This window comes from Sabulicella rubraurantiaca (assembly GCF_017355885.1).
GTDB classification, from domain to species: Bacteria; Pseudomonadota; Alphaproteobacteria; order Acetobacterales; family Acetobacteraceae; genus Roseococcus; species Roseococcus rubraurantiacus.
The window spans coordinates 46,539-59,252 of the sequence record NZ_JAFEUU010000003.1 but is presented as its reverse complement, the minus strand read 5'-3'; the positions used below and the strand labels follow the sequence as shown (position 1 = coordinate 59,252).

The window sequence follows — 12,714 nt, the reverse complement described above, 5'->3', positions numbered from 1 at the left end:
GGCCGGGCCGGGGCTCAGCCCCGCGCCCGCGCCCGGAACATCAGCAGCAGCCCGCCCAGCGTCAGCGCGCCGCCCACCAGATCGCCCCAGATCAGCCGCTCCCCGAGCAGGGACCAGCCGATCAGCGCCGCCACGGGCGGCGAAAGGAGCTGCAACGCCGCCGCGTTGCTGGGCCCGAAGCGGCGGATCACGATGAAGAACAGCGCGTAGCCCCCGATCCCGACCACGACGCAGGAATAGACCATGCCCAGGATGAAGGGGGTGGAGGCGGTCATGGGCAATGGCCCGCCGAAGGGCACGGCCAGGAGGATCAGCACCAGCGCCGCCACCGCCGTCTGGCCGAGATTGGCCACCCACGGGTCCATCCGCGCCCGCGCTGGGGCGTAGATCAGCACTCCGGCCGCCTGCAGCAGGGCACCCAGCAGCGTCAGCCCGATGCCCCAGGCCTCTGCCGCCGCCAGCCCATCGGCCGAGCGCGACAGCCCCAGCACCGCGACGCCCAGCCAGCCCAGGGCAAGCCCCACCCAGCCCAGCCGCGCCATCCCCTCGCCGCGCAGCGCCGAGCCGAGCGCGACAAAAAGCGGCGAGGTAGCGGCCAGCAGCGCCACCAGCCCGGAAGGGACGTGCTTGGACGCCACCCAGGCGCAGGCGAGGTAACCGCCCATGCCCAGCGTCCCCATGCCGAAAAGCCGCCATGCGTCGCCGCTGCGCGGGAAGGAGGCGCGGCGCAGCGACCGGATCACCGCCAGGGCCGGCACCGACAGGGCGAATCGCAGGGCCAGCGCCCAGAGCGGCGACCATTCCAGCGCCACGACCCGGGCCGCGTTGAAGGCCGAGCCCCAGATCAGGATGTAGAGGGCGGCGAGGAGAAGGCTCACCCGGCGCGGTCGCGCAGCAATGCCTCCAGCCGCGCCAGCGCCTCGCGCATCTCGGCGGCCTGTTTCTCGGCCCGCGCCAGGGCGATGCCCAGCCCGCCGATCGCCACCAGTGCCAGGGCCGAAACCAAGCCCGCCATGGCATAGAGCATCCGCGCGCGCGACCAGCCATCGCCGCCCAGCGGCGAGGCCTCCCAGGCCAGCTCGAGGCACATCAGCACCGCCAGCACGCCCACGACCTGCAGGATGCGGTGGAGGATCACGCGCGCCTCGCCAGCGCGGCTTCCAGCGTGTTCTCCAACAGGCAGGCGATGGTCATGGGGCCGACGCCGCCCGGCACCGGGGTGATGGCGGCGGCCATCTTCGCCGCCTCGGCAAAGGCGACATCGCCGACGAGGCGCCCATCGGGCTGGCGATTGATGCCCACATCCACCACCACGGCGCCGGGCTTGATCCAGCCGCCGCGCACCATCTCCGGCCGCCCGACCGCCGCCACCAGGATGTCGGCGCGGCGGCATTCGGCCGGCAGGTCATCGGTACGGGAGTGGGCGATGGTCACGGTGCAGTCGGCGCCCAGCAGAAGCTGCGCCATGGGCCGCCCGACGATCTGCGATCGCCCCAGCACGATGGCGCGCGCCCCACGCAGCTTCACCCCGGCCTCCCGCAGCAAGTGCATCACGCCGCGCGGCGTGCAGGGCACGAGGCCCGGCAGGCCAGACGCCAGGCGCCCGGCATTGACCGGGTGGAACCCGTCTACGTCCTTAGCCGGGTCCACGGCGGCGATCGCCGCCTCGGCCCGGATCTGTGCCGGCAGGGGAAGCTGCACCAGGATGCCGTCCACCGCTGGGTCGGCGTTCAGCGCTGCGATCTCGCGCAGCAGGGCGTCCTCGGTCGTGTCCTCGGGCAAGTGCAGGGTGCGGCTCTCGAACCCCGCCTCCCGCGCCGCGCGGTCCTTGTTGCGGACATAGACGCCGCTCGCCGGATCCTCTCCCACGCGGACCACGACGAGGCCGGGGCGGAAGCCGAGGCCGGCGACGCGCTCCTTCAGCCCGGCGCGTAGCCGCGCCGCCAACTCCTTGCCGTCGAGGATTCTCGCCATGGTCAGAAATACACCCCGCCGCGGATCATGTAGCCCTGGATGGCCGCGACCAGCAGCATGGCGGCCTGGATCAGCAGCAGCACTACGAGAGGCGACAGGTCGATGCCGCCCAGGTTGGGCAGCCGGTCGCGCACCGGGCGCAGCGCCGGTTCGGTGACGCGGTAGAAGAAGTCGCCAATGGTCCAGACCACGCGGTTGCGCGTGTCCAGGATGCCGAAGCCGGTCAGCAGCGACAGCACGGCGGCGATGATGATGGCCCAGAAATACAGGTTCAGGCCGGCCATCACGAGGAAGAACAAGGCATCGAGGATCATGGTGTCCGGAGTTTCCCTGGCGTGGCCCGGTTTGTCGCGGATAGGGGGGCTGGCCGCAAGGGGCGCTGTTGACTCCGCGCGCGGAACGGGCCACACACCGGCCCCACGCCGCGCCCCATCGCGGCGCGTGGATACGGGGCTGTAGCTCAGTTGGGAGAGCGCGTCGTTCGCAATGACGAGGCCAGGGGTTCGATTCCCCTCAGCTCCACCATCCTCCCCCGCTGTAAAGTGCTGAGTCCGTTGAACCACAGAGCGTGAATAGCTTTTGTGACGGCCCTCAACTCAACCAGGGTGTTGGCAGCTGGGTCCAAGGCCGGATGAACACTCCCTCAGTCCGGCGCGATCCGGTTACGGCGGATCACATCGGCCCATTTCGCGTTCTCGTTGCGGATGAAGGCGCCGAACTCCTCAGGCGAGTTGCCGCCCGGGATGGCGCCCTGCTGGGTCAGGCGCTCGCGCAATTCAGGGTCCTGCAGCGCCGCGATCATGGCGCGGCGGAGGGTGGCGAGCGGCCCTTCGGGCATGCGGGCCGGGGCGACGAAGCCGTGCCAGTTGCTGGCATCCACCGAAGGAAGGCCGGATTCACGGAAGGTCGGCACGTCGGGAATCCAGGGCAGGCGCGTCTCCGTGCCCACTGCCAGCGCGCGCAACCCGCCCGCCTGGATGTGCGGCAGCAGGACCGGCAGGTCGGCGAAGCCCAGCTGCACCTCGTTGCGCAGGATCGCCGTCGCGAGCTGGCCGCCACTGTTGTAGGAAATGTGGACCAGCTCGATCCCCGCCGCGGCACGGAATTGCTCGGCCGCCAGATGCGGCATGGAGCCATTGCCGGTTGAGCCGTAGTTGAGTGTGCCAGGCCGTGCCCGCGCCCCTTCGATCAACTCGCGCAGCGTCCGGAAGGGCGAGGAAGCGGGCACCACCAGCGGTTCCGGCACCAGCACGCCCAGGGTGAGCGGCGCGAGGTCGCGCACGGGATCGTAGGGCGTGCGGCGGTCGAGATTGGGCGCGATGGCGAGGCCGCCCGCGCTGGCGATGCCGAAGGTCAGCGCATCGGTGGCGCGGACGATCAGGTCCACGCCCGTCACGCCGCCCGCGCCGGCGCGGTTGTCCACCACGACCGGCTGGCCCAACGTCGCGGCCAGATGTGGCGCGACGATGCGCGCCACGATGTCGGTCGGGCCGCCCGCCGCGAAGGGAACGATCAGTCGCAGCGGGCGTGCGGGCCATGCCTCCTGAGCGAAGGCCGGGGCGGAGAGCGGGGTGAGGGCAGCGGCGAGGAAGCTGCGACGATTCATGGCGTGTCGTTCCTCCGTTGTGGGTCCAGTCCCGGAATGTCGAGCCGGTAGAAGCGGGCAGCGCTGCGCCAGAACAGGTCCTGCTTCTCGTCGGCGCTGGCGCCCGCGGCGATGCGCTTCATCGCGTTCCAGCCCACCCCATAGGAGAAGCCACCCTTGTCCACCGGGAAGTTGCTCTCGAACATGCAGCGCGACGCACCGAAGGTCTCGATGCAATGCTCCATCCAGGGCCGCCACGCCTCGGCAAGGGTGATGGAATCCGGCGCGCGCTCGCCACGTTCGAGGCCGAAGCCCGGCAGGCGCATGCCCAGCCCGCCCAGCTTGACCATCACGTTCGGGCAGGTGGCGAGGTCGCGCATCGCCGCCGACCACTCGCGGAACACTTCGTCGCGCCGTCCGGCATAGCGGCCGATGCCCAATATGCCGCCGCAATGGTCCAGCACCACCGGCGTGCCGGGGAAGGCTCGCGCCAGGGCAGCGACGCGCGGGATCTGGTGGAAATAGACCCAGGCGTCGAAGGAAAGCCCGAGACGCCCCAGCTCGGCATAGCCGGCGCGGAAGCCCGGGCTGTCCAGCATGTCCTCCGGCGGCGCGTAGGCCGGGTTCAGCATGGTCGGATCGGGATCCCAGGTCGCGGTCAGGCGGATGCCGCGCAGCCTGCCGCCGCCTGCCCGCTCATGCGCCTCCAGCACGGGCCGCACCGCCGCACCGAGGCGCAGATTGGCCGTCGCGACGAGGCCCGCGCAGGCGCGCAGTGCGCCGTAGCGGCCGCTGGCACACATGGCGGCGACGCCGTTGGCGAACTCCGTCTCGCCCACCGCGCGCATCTCGGGCGGGCCGTCGGCGCGCAGCATGGAGCGGGCGGATTGCACGTAGACCGTGGCGCGCACGTCGTGTCCGCTGGCGATGTCGGCGCGCAGCTCGTCCAGCAGGTAGCGCCAGCCCGGCTCGTCCCACAAATGGTGATGGGGGTCCACGATGGGCTGCGCTGGATCCAGCGCCTCCTCCACCGTCGTGGCGAGCCACTCCTCGCGCACCGGGATCTGGTGGGTGTGGGAGGGCGCGCTCACGCCGTTTCCTCCAGCTCGGGCGCGAAGCTGCCGGGCAGGCCCAGCTCGAAGGTGTTCAGCGTCAGCGCGACGAGGCAGTAATAGCCCAGGATCCCGACCAGCTCGACGAGGCCGCGCTCGCCCAGCACCGCCAGGGAGGAAGCGTAAAGCGCTGGCGGAACCCGTCCGGTCGCGAGGAGGGTGCGCGACACCTCGTACACCGCGCGTGCGCGATCATCGGGAAGCATCGGCTCGCGCCGCGCGGCGATGGCGGCCACTACCTCCGGCGCGATGCCGGCCTTCAGCCCCTCGCGCTTATGCGCCGTCCATTCGTGGTGCGAAGTCCAGTGCCGGGCGCAGACCAGGATGGCCAGTTCCGAGAGGGAAGGCTCCAGCGTGGTCTGGTAGCGCAGCAGCTCGCCCAGCTTCTGGCCGCGCCGCGCCAGTTCGGCGTTGCGGATCCAGGCGATCATCGGCGCCGGCACGCGGCCGCGCACCCCGGCCACCGCCTCGGCGCAGGCTTCGCGCTGCTCGGGGCTCATTGCCTCCTCGGGGGGAAGTTCCAGGCGCGGCATGGCGTCTCCTCAGCGCAGGGGGGCGGGATCGCCGCCCAGGGAACGGGTCAGGGCAATGGCCTCGCGCAACACCAGCGCCGCGCAGCGCGCCTCGGCGGCCACGTCGCCGCGGAACAGCGGCAGGGTGATGCCGACCGATCCGGCGACACGCCCATGCGCGTCCAGCACCGGCGCGGCGATGGCCATCACCTCGGGCAACCTCTCGCCGCGGCTCACGATGGGAAGGGTGGGGCGCGGCGTGACGTCCATTCCCAGCAGGGCGCGGCCATGCGCACCGATGCCGAGGGGCGCCACCTCTCCGACCCGCGCGACGGTGCGGACCGGCTGCGGGCTGTCCAGCCGGAACAGGCAGCGCCGCGCCGCGCCCTCGCGCACGAAGAAGGCCGCGCTTTCCTGGCTCTCCGCCCGGAGCCGCTCCAGGGCGGGCAGCACCACCTCCTCCAGCCGCAGGGAGCGGCGGAACCGCTCGCCCAGCACCAGCAGCTGCGGGCCGAGCGCGAAGGCGCCGGAAGCCTGTCGCGCAACGAAGCCATGCGCCTCCAGCGTCGCAAGCAGGCGCAGCGCCGTGGACAGGTGCAGCCCGGCGCGCCGCGCGATCTCGGCGGGCGGGAGGGCGCCATCCTCATCCGTGAAGGCGGCGAGCAGGGCGAGGGCGCGCTCCACTGCGCGCACTCCGCCATCGGTGTCTCGCGGCGCTGGGATCGCGACGGGCATGGCGCGATCCCTATCACGGACTTTCATCTGATGAAAGCAACTTGCGCGGAACGGGAGTAGGGCATAGACCGGCGCCAGGAGGAAATTCCATGCCCGCCATCGCCCGCCGGCTGCTGCTGGCCCTCCCAGCCCTTTCCTGCCCCGCCGTCGCGCAGACGGCGCGGCCCCTGGTGCTGCTGGTGCCCTTCGCGCCGGGCGGCGCCTCCGACATCGCGGCCCGTGCCTTCTCCACCCGCCTCGCCGAGCGCCAGGGCCGCCCCGTGGTGGTGGAGAACCGACCCGGCGCCAACGGCCAGCTGGCCGCGCGGATGCTGGCGCGCGCCGCGCCGGACGGGCAGACGCTGCTGGTGGGCTCCATCGGCGTCTTCGCGCTGAACGCCGTCCTGTCGCGCAATCCGGGTTATGACCCGCTGACCGACTTCGCTCCCGTGACGCTCGCCATCACCACACCGAACATCCTGGTCGTGAACCCGCGCCGCGTCCCGGCGCGCAACCTTTCCGAACTCGTCGCCTGGATGCGCGCCAACGCGGCGGAAGTCAGCCACGCCACATCCGGCATTGGCTCCTCGCCCCACCTGACGATGGAGCTCTTCACCCAGCGCACCGGGACGCAGGCGGAGCACGTCCCGGCCCGCGGCGGCGCGACCGCGGTGATCGACCTCGTCGCGGGCACGGTGCCGCTGTCCTTCCAGGGGCTGGGATCGGTGATCGGGCCGGTGCGCGAGGGACGCCTGCGCGCCCTCTTCGTCACCTCTCCCGCCCGCGCGCCGTTGCTGCCCGATGTGCCCACCGCCGCCGAGGCGGGGCTGCCGGATTTCGAGGTCGGCTCCTGGCAGGCGGTCATGGCCCCCGCGGGAACCCCGCCCGCCCTGCGCGCGCAGCTCGCTGAGGAGATCACGTCCATCCTGCGCGAGCCCGCCGTGTCCGGCCCGCTGGAGGCTGGCGGCTACACCGTCGTCGGCGGCACGCCCGAGGAATACGACGCCTTCCAGCGCGCGGAGATCGCCCGCTGGCGCCGCGTCGCCGAAGCCTCCGGCATCGTGCTCGATTGAAGAACCCAGCCATGCTCCGCCGCACCCTGCTGCTCTCGCCCGCCCTCGCTGCGCCTGCCCTCGCCCAGTCGACCTGGCCCAGCCGCCCGGTCCGCGTGGTCGTGCCCTTCCCGCCCGGCGGGTCCAACGACGCCATCGCGCGGCCGCTCGCGGAATCGCTGGCGCGGCAGATGGGCCAGACCTTCGTGGTGGAGAACCGGGGCGGCGCCGGAAGCACGCTGGGAACGGCGGAGGTGGCGCGCGCCCCGGCGGACGGCCACGCGCTGCTCGTCACCTCCTCCACCTTCGCCACCTCCGCCGCCGTGCAGCCCACGCCCTATTCCGCCCCGCGCGACCTGCAGGCAGTAGCCATCGTCGCCGAGGCGCCGCTGATGATGCTGGCTTCCCCCGGCTTCCCCACCGCGACGATGGGAGAGGCCGTCGCGCTGATCCGCTCGCGCCCCGGCGCCATCACCTATGGCTCGGCCGGGCCCGGCAGCATCGGGCACATGGCGGGCGCGCTCTTCGCCTTGCACGCGGGCGGGCTGGACATGGTGCACGTCCCCTATCGCGGCACCGGCCCGGTGCTGAACGACATGCTGGCCGGCACGGTGGATCTCACCTTCACCTCGCTCTCGGCTTCGGCCGGGCTGGTCGGGTCCGGGCGGCTGAAGCTGCTGGGCTGGACCACGGAGACGCCCGTTGCCGGCTGGCCTGCCGCACCGACGCCGCGCGCCTCGGGCCTGCCGGACTACGAAGCCGGCATCTGGTGGGCCGCCATCCTGCGGCGCGGCACGCCGGACACGATCCGCGAACGGCTGAACGCCGGGATCCGTGCCGCCGTGGCGGAGGAGCGCTTCGCCGCCTCCCTGGCCAGCGAGGGCGCGACACCCGGCGCGCTTTCCGCCGAAGCTGCCGATGCGCGCATCGGGGCCGAATTGACCAAGTGGCGCGACGTGGCGTCGCGCGCGAACATCAGGACGGAGTGAACCATGGCGCGTCGTTTCGAAGGCAAGGTGGCGCTGGTCACCGGGGCGGGCTGCGTCGGACCCGGCTGGGGCAATGGCCGCGCCATCGCGGTCGGATTGGCGCGTGAGGGCGCGCTCGTGGTCGGCGTGGATCGCAACCCCGACTCCATGACCGAGACCGCAGAGCGCATCGCCGCCGAGAGCGGGCGCTTCGAGACGGCAACGCTGGACGTGACCGACGGCGCCGCCATCGCACGCCTCGTGGCCGACATCGCCGCGCGGCATGGCCGGATCGACATCCTGGTGAACAATGTCGGCGGCTCGGCCGCGGGCGGACCGGTCGAGATGGCGGAGGAGGTGTGGGACCTCCAGATCGACGTGAACCTCAAGAGCGTCTTCCTGACGCTGAAGCACGTCCTGCCGGTGATGGAGAAGCAGGGTGGCGGCGCGGTGGTGAACCTCGCCTCCACCTCCGGCATCCGCTGGACCGGCGCGGCACAGGTCGCCTATGCGGCCTCCAAGGCCGGGGTCATCCAGCTCTCGCGCGTCGTGGCCGTGCAATACGCGCCCAAGAACGTGCGGGTGAACACGGTCGTGCCGGGCCAGATGCACACGCCGATGGTGGAGGTGCGGCTGGCCGGCCAGCGCGCGGGCGGCGATGTGGAAGCGCTGGTCAAGCAGCGCCTGTCGCGCATCCCGCTCGGCTTCGCGGGCGACGGGCGGGACACGGCGGCGGCCGTGCTGTTCCTTGCCTCCGACGAGGCGCGCTTCGTCACCGGCACGGAGCTCATCGTCGATGGCGGCATGTCCGTGCGGTGCGGCTGACCAATCCCAGCCCACGCGCCGGGCTGCAAGGCTGAGGCATAGCGGATAGGCCATATGCGGCCTGAGGCATGGCCACCGTCCCTGCTAAATTCTCACCTGGATCGTGCCGGAGGCCTTGGCCGTGGAGATTGCCTACTTCAATCTAATGTCCATCAACCACGAGGCGGAAAGCCCCGCGGAGGTGATGGCGAAGACCACCGCCTCCGTGCAGCTGGCCGAGAAGCTGGGCTTCGACGCCGCCTGGTTCGCCGAGCATCATTTCACCAGCGCCTCGGTCTGTGCCTCCCCGCTGCTGATGACGGCGCATTGCGCCGCGCTCACGCGCCACATCCGGCTGGGGCCGGCGGTGGTCGTCCTGCCGCTGCACCACCCACTGCGCGTGGTGCAGGAGGTGGGGATGCTCCAGACCCTGGCGCCGGGGCGGTTCCTCCTCGGCATCGGAACCGGCCACCAGCCGCATGAGTTCCGTTCCTTCGGCGTGGACCTCGCGGCGCGTTCGGCCATCCTGCAGGAAGGCTGGGACATCCTGGAACAGGGCCTCGCCACGGGCCGCGTCGCGCATGAGGGCACGCATTTCCGCATTCCGGAGACGCCCCTTTGCATCCGGGCGCCCATGCCGCCGCTCTACCTGGCGGGCGCGGATCCCGTGCTGCTCGGGCGCGGGGCACGCGCCGGCGCCACGCCGCTGATCAGCCAGGGCCTGCGTCCGGCCGAGGCAGCGCTGCCGCTGAAGGCGAAGGCCGAGGCCGCCTACCGCGCCGCGGGCTTCACGGGGGCCGACATCCCGCTGGGCGTGCAGCGCTACGTCTTCGTGACCGACGACCCCGCCGAGGCCCGGCAGGCGGCGGAAGGCCTGCTGCGCCTCGCCCGCACCACCCTCTCCCTGCGCGACGAGGTGCCGCCACGTGACGGGGTGCTGATGCGCTCCGTTCCCTTCGAGGGCGAGCCGAGCGTCGAGTGGCTGCTGGAGAATGCGCCGATCGGCAGCGCCGAGAAGGTGGCACGGATCCTCGCCCATGACGCGCGGGTGCTGCGGCATTCGCATTTCAGCCTCTACATGGGCTTCTCCGGCCTGCCGCAGGGACCAGTGCTGGCGGCGCTGGAGCGGCTGGGCCGGGACGTCCTGCCCGCGCTGCGCCGTGCTGCCCCTTCCGCCGCGCTCAGCCCCGCGGCTTGAGCGCGCCGCTCACCACGACGCGCCGGACCTCCGTCTGGAGGAACCGGATCACCGCGCGCACCGCTGGCGAAGCGGGGCGCTCGGCTGAGGTGGCGAGGACGAAGCTGTGCAGCAGCTCGGGCTCCGTGATGCGGGCGGCGGCAAGCAGCCCGCCCGACAATTCCAACCCGAAGGCGTGCCAGGCGGCGATGGTGTAGCCCAGACCCTCCGCGACCAGCTGCCGCGTCGCCGAGAGTGAGTCCACGTCCTCCACGCTCACGGGGCGCAGCCCCGCCGCCGCATAGGCCTCGTCCAGCTCGCGCCGCAGCCCGTGGTGCCGGCCCGGCAGAAGCAAGGGAAGCGCCGCGGTCGCGGCGAGGCCGATCCGGCCCTCGCGGTCCAGCAGCCCTTCCAGCGCCGCGTCGCCCGGGCGATGGATCAGGAACAGATTGGCGTCGAGGAAGGGTTCGGTCTGCAGCGCCGCGCTGGAGCGGTAGGGATTCAGCACGGCGATATCCACCCGCCCGCTGCTGACCCATTCGTGGATCGTGCCGGTGAACCCGTCCATCAGGTGGCACTGCACCTCCGGCAGCTCGGCGCGCAGGTGCCGGAACAGGGCGGGAGCCAGCGCCGCGATGACGGAAGGCGGCATGGCGATGCTGACCCGCCCGCGCGGAACGCCGCGCGCGGCGATGGCGTCCTCGCGGATGCGGGCGAGTTCCGTGAGGACCGGCCCAACGGCGGCGGCGAAGCGGCGCCCTTCCTCCGTCGCCACGACGCCGCGCCCGTTGCGGTAGAGCAGCGCGACGCCGAGATCCTCCTCCAGCGCGCGGATCTGTCGGCTGAGGGCGGGCTGGGTGATGCCGAGCACGGCGGAAGCGCGCGAGAAGCTGCCTTCCTCGATGACGCGGCGGAGAAGCTGGAGCTTCCTCAGATCCAACCGCGCGCGCCCTCTCCCTGCGTCACTCGGCCCGCGCCCCGACGCGGTTGACGACGTCGCGCCAGATGGGCACGTCGCGCGCCAGGCGGGCGCGCATTGCCTCGCCATCCGCCACGGCGGGGGTGAAGCCCATGGCGATGACGCGGCTCTCGATCTCCGGCTCTCGCGCGATCCGCATGATGATCTCGGTCATCCGGTTGACGATGGCGCGCGGGGTCCGCGACGGCAAGAGCATCCCGTACCAGGTCGTGCTGTCGAAGCCCGGCAGGTCGCAAGCCTCGGCGAGGGTCGGCACTTCGGGCGCCGCCGGGACGCGCGTCGCCGAGGTGACGCCGAGCAGCCGCACCCGCCCCTGGCGATAGAAGTCGATGACCGGTCCGGTCTGGTAGAAGAACACGTCCACGTCGCCTTGGAACAAGGCGGTCATGGCGAAGGGGCCGCCGCGATACGGCACGTGCACGATGTCGATCCCCGTGACGGCGCCGAACTGCGCGCCCGCGAGGTGGGTGGAGGCGCCGATGCCGGTGCTGGCGTAGTTGAGCCGGCCAGGCGCGGCGCGCGCCGCCGCGATCACCGTCTTGCAATCGGTGAATTGCGGCCGCTGCTCCGTGCTCACCGTCATGAAGTTCGGCGCCTCGAACAGCGTCGCGACGGGGATGAAGTCAGCCTGGGTGTCCACCGGCATGCGCGGGAAGACGGCGGGGTTGATGGCCAGCATCGCCGAGGTGGCGATCAGCATCGTGTGCCCGTCCGGTGCGCTGCGCGCCGCCGTCTCCATGCCGATATTGCCCGAGGCCCCGGCGCGGATGTCGATCACCACCGGCACGCCCAGCTCCTGCTGGAGCCGCGGCTGGATCAGCCGCCCGTAGATGTCCGGGGCCGTCCCCGCCGGGAAGCCGCTCATGAGCATCAAGGGCCGCCCCGGAATGGGGAATTCCTGCGCTGCCCCAGGGGTCGTCGCAGCCGCCCACGCGCATGCAGCCACCAGCGCCGCACGCCAGATCTTGCCAACCATTCTGCCTCGCTCCTCAGCACAACAATCCGTGGCCGTGCGAGCCGGCGCATTCCTCCACGCCGGGGCGCCTCGCGGTGCCCCGGCGTTTACAAGCCCATTTCCGGGAGCGGCTTCAGCTGCGCCCCCGCCTTCTCCAAGCCTTCGCGCACCATCCGCGCCGCGGCGACGGCGCCCGGGCCGTCGCCGTGCAGGCAGATGGTTTGGATGTCGAGGCGCATCCGCGACCCGCCCCGCGTCTCGACTTTGCCTTCCAGGACGAGGCGCAGCGCCTGGTCGCGGATGCGGATGGGGTCGTGATGCACGGCATCGGGCAGCGAGCGCGGCGAAAGCTGGCCATCCGGCTCGTAGAGGCGATCCGCGTAGCCTTCCAGCGCGCAGCGCAGCCCAGCGGCGCGGGCCGCCTTCTCGATCTCGGTGCCCGGCAGCGCCACGAGGATCAGCCCCGGATCCACAGCACGCACCGCATCCGCGATGGCGCGGGCCATGGCCGCGTCGCTGCTCGCCACCGTATTGAGTTGGCCGTGCGGCTTCACATGCGTCACCTTCCCGCCATGCAGCGCCGCCGCCCCGGCGAGGGCGCCGGTCTGGTAGGCGGTCATCGCCTCCACCTCGCGCGCGGAAAGCCGCATGGCGCGGCGGCCGAAGCCCTGCAGGTCGGGAAAGCCGGGATGGGCGCCGATGCTGGTGCCCGCCTCCATCGCCATCCGCACCGTCTCGGCCATGATGACAGGATCGCCCGCATGGAAGCCGCAGGCGAGATTTGCGCTGTCGATCAGGGGAAGGAGCGCGGCGTCGTCGCCCATCTGCCAGGGGCCGAAGCTTTCGCCGAGATCGGCATTGAGACAGATCGTGACCACGGCG

15 protein-coding genes and 1 tRNA gene are annotated in these 12,714 nt (G+C 72.0%); 5 read left to right on the top strand and 11 right to left on the bottom strand.

What is annotated here, in order from left to right:
* Window positions 1-14: 14 nt before the first annotated feature.
* The 4 genes from JTJ31_RS07055 to JTJ31_RS07040 are packed head-to-tail and all read right to left on the bottom strand — an operon-like array spanning window position 15 to window position 2,288.
* Window positions 15-878: a DMT family transporter gene (locus tag JTJ31_RS07055; protein ID WP_207537934.1), complete on the bottom strand. Its 864-nt coding sequence runs from the start codon at window positions 876-878 to the stop codon at window positions 15-17.
* A complete protein-coding gene (locus tag JTJ31_RS25185; protein ID WP_207537933.1) occupies window positions 875-1,138 on the bottom strand; it encodes a hypothetical protein in 264 nt (87 codons plus the stop codon). The genes JTJ31_RS07055 and JTJ31_RS25185 overlap by 4 nt, the downstream gene beginning before the upstream one ends.
* Window positions 1,135-1,974, bottom strand: a complete 840-nt coding sequence (gene folD / locus JTJ31_RS07045; protein WP_207537932.1) for a bifunctional methylenetetrahydrofolate dehydrogenase/methenyltetrahydrofolate cyclohydrolase FolD — start codon at window positions 1,972-1,974, stop codon at window positions 1,135-1,137. The genes JTJ31_RS25185 and folD overlap by 4 nt, the downstream gene beginning before the upstream one ends.
* Before the next feature lie 2 nt (window positions 1,975-1,976).
* Window positions 1,977-2,288 (bottom strand): YggT family protein, encoded by a 312-nt coding sequence (locus tag JTJ31_RS07040; RefSeq protein ID WP_207537931.1) that lies wholly within the window; start codon window positions 2,286-2,288, stop codon window positions 1,977-1,979.
* Between the two features lie 135 nt (window positions 2,289-2,423).
* On the opposite strand from JTJ31_RS07040, the gene JTJ31_RS07035 reads away from it, so the two are divergent.
* Window positions 2,424-2,499 (top strand) — tRNA-Ala (locus JTJ31_RS07035).
* A gap of 118 nt (window positions 2,500-2,617) precedes the next feature.
* Here the strand turns inward: JTJ31_RS07035 and JTJ31_RS07030 are convergent.
* From JTJ31_RS07030 to JTJ31_RS07015, 4 genes are read right to left on the bottom strand one after another with little or no spacing between them, the layout of a single operon-like run.
* On the bottom strand, window positions 2,618-3,580 hold the full coding sequence (locus JTJ31_RS07030; protein WP_207537930.1) for a Bug family tripartite tricarboxylate transporter substrate binding protein: 963 nt from the start codon (window positions 3,578-3,580) through the stop codon (window positions 2,618-2,620).
* Window positions 3,577-4,650 (bottom strand): amidohydrolase family protein, encoded by a 1,074-nt coding sequence (locus tag JTJ31_RS07025; RefSeq protein WP_328805689.1) that lies wholly within the window; start codon window positions 4,648-4,650, stop codon window positions 3,577-3,579. The genes JTJ31_RS07030 and JTJ31_RS07025 overlap by 4 nt, the downstream gene beginning before the upstream one ends.
* Window positions 4,647-5,204, bottom strand: a complete 558-nt coding sequence (locus JTJ31_RS07020; RefSeq protein WP_207537929.1) for a carboxymuconolactone decarboxylase family protein — start codon at window positions 5,202-5,204, stop codon at window positions 4,647-4,649. The genes JTJ31_RS07025 and JTJ31_RS07020 overlap by 4 nt, the downstream gene beginning before the upstream one ends.
* Before the next feature lie 9 nt (window positions 5,205-5,213).
* Window positions 5,214-5,918 (bottom strand): IclR family transcriptional regulator, encoded by a 705-nt coding sequence (locus tag JTJ31_RS07015; RefSeq protein ID WP_207537928.1) that lies wholly within the window; start codon window positions 5,916-5,918, stop codon window positions 5,214-5,216.
* A gap of 89 nt (window positions 5,919-6,007) precedes the next feature.
* Between JTJ31_RS07015 and JTJ31_RS07010 the strand changes: the two genes are divergently transcribed.
* From JTJ31_RS07010 to JTJ31_RS06995, 4 genes are all read left to right on the top strand, one after another.
* Window positions 6,008-6,970 (top strand): Bug family tripartite tricarboxylate transporter substrate binding protein, encoded by a 963-nt coding sequence (locus JTJ31_RS07010; RefSeq protein WP_207537927.1) that lies wholly within the window; start codon window positions 6,008-6,010, stop codon window positions 6,968-6,970.
* A gap of 11 nt (window positions 6,971-6,981) precedes the next feature.
* Complete coding sequence (locus JTJ31_RS07005) at window positions 6,982-7,938, top strand: tripartite tricarboxylate transporter substrate-binding protein (protein ID WP_207537926.1); 957 nt, start codon at window positions 6,982-6,984, stop codon at window positions 7,936-7,938.
* 3 nt (window positions 7,939-7,941) lie between these two features.
* Window positions 7,942-8,742: an SDR family NAD(P)-dependent oxidoreductase gene (locus JTJ31_RS07000; RefSeq protein WP_207537925.1), complete on the top strand. Its 801-nt coding sequence runs from the start codon at window positions 7,942-7,944 to the stop codon at window positions 8,740-8,742.
* Between the two features lie 121 nt (window positions 8,743-8,863).
* Complete coding sequence (locus JTJ31_RS06995) at window positions 8,864-9,919, top strand: LLM class flavin-dependent oxidoreductase (RefSeq protein WP_207537924.1); 1,056 nt, start codon at window positions 8,864-8,866, stop codon at window positions 9,917-9,919.
* Here the strand turns inward: JTJ31_RS06995 and JTJ31_RS06990 are convergent.
* From JTJ31_RS06990 to JTJ31_RS06980, 3 genes are all read right to left on the bottom strand, one after another.
* Window positions 9,903-10,838, bottom strand: a complete 936-nt coding sequence (locus JTJ31_RS06990; protein WP_207537923.1) for a LysR family transcriptional regulator — start codon at window positions 10,836-10,838, stop codon at window positions 9,903-9,905. The genes JTJ31_RS06995 and JTJ31_RS06990 overlap by 17 nt on opposite strands.
* Window positions 10,839-10,860: 22 nt before the next feature.
* The gene (locus JTJ31_RS06985; protein ID WP_207537922.1) at window positions 10,861-11,853 is read right to left on the bottom strand and encodes a Bug family tripartite tricarboxylate transporter substrate binding protein; all 993 of its coding nucleotides are present in this window, start codon (window positions 11,851-11,853) and stop codon (window positions 10,861-10,863) included.
* 86 nt (window positions 11,854-11,939) lie between these two features.
* A complete protein-coding gene (locus JTJ31_RS06980) occupies window positions 11,940-12,710 on the bottom strand; it encodes a LamB/YcsF family protein (RefSeq protein WP_207537921.1) in 771 nt (256 codons plus the stop codon).
* Window positions 12,711-12,714: the final 4 nt, after the last annotated feature.

Excerpts from the sequence above, each read along its gene's own strand:
- JTJ31_RS07000 (WP_207537925.1), top strand. The coding sequence starts at position 7,942 with ATGGCGCGTCGTTTCGAAGGCAAGGTGGCGCTGGTCACCGGGGCGGGC.
- folD (WP_207537932.1), bottom strand. The coding sequence starts at position 1,974 with ATGGCGAGAATCCTCGACGGCAAGGAGTTGGCGGCGCGGCTACGCGCC.
- JTJ31_RS07030 (WP_207537930.1), bottom strand. The coding sequence starts at position 3,580 with ATGAATCGTCGCAGCTTCCTCGCCGCTGCCCTCACCCCGCTCTCCGCC.
- JTJ31_RS07040 (WP_207537931.1), bottom strand. The coding sequence starts at position 2,288 with ATGATCCTCGATGCCTTGTTCTTCCTCGTGATGGCCGGCCTGAACCTG.
- JTJ31_RS07015 (WP_207537928.1), bottom strand. The coding sequence starts at position 5,918 with ATGCCCGTCGCGATCCCAGCGCCGCGAGACACCGATGGCGGAGTGCGC.
- JTJ31_RS06985 (WP_207537922.1), bottom strand. The coding sequence starts at position 11,853 with ATGGTTGGCAAGATCTGGCGTGCGGCGCTGGTGGCTGCATGCGCGTGG.
- JTJ31_RS07020 (WP_207537929.1), bottom strand. The coding sequence starts at position 5,204 with ATGCCGCGCCTGGAACTTCCCCCCGAGGAGGCAATGAGCCCCGAGCAG.
- JTJ31_RS07010 (WP_207537927.1), top strand. The coding sequence starts at position 6,008 with ATGCCCGCCATCGCCCGCCGGCTGCTGCTGGCCCTCCCAGCCCTTTCC.
- JTJ31_RS07005 (WP_207537926.1), top strand. The coding sequence starts at position 6,982 with ATGCTCCGCCGCACCCTGCTGCTCTCGCCCGCCCTCGCTGCGCCTGCC.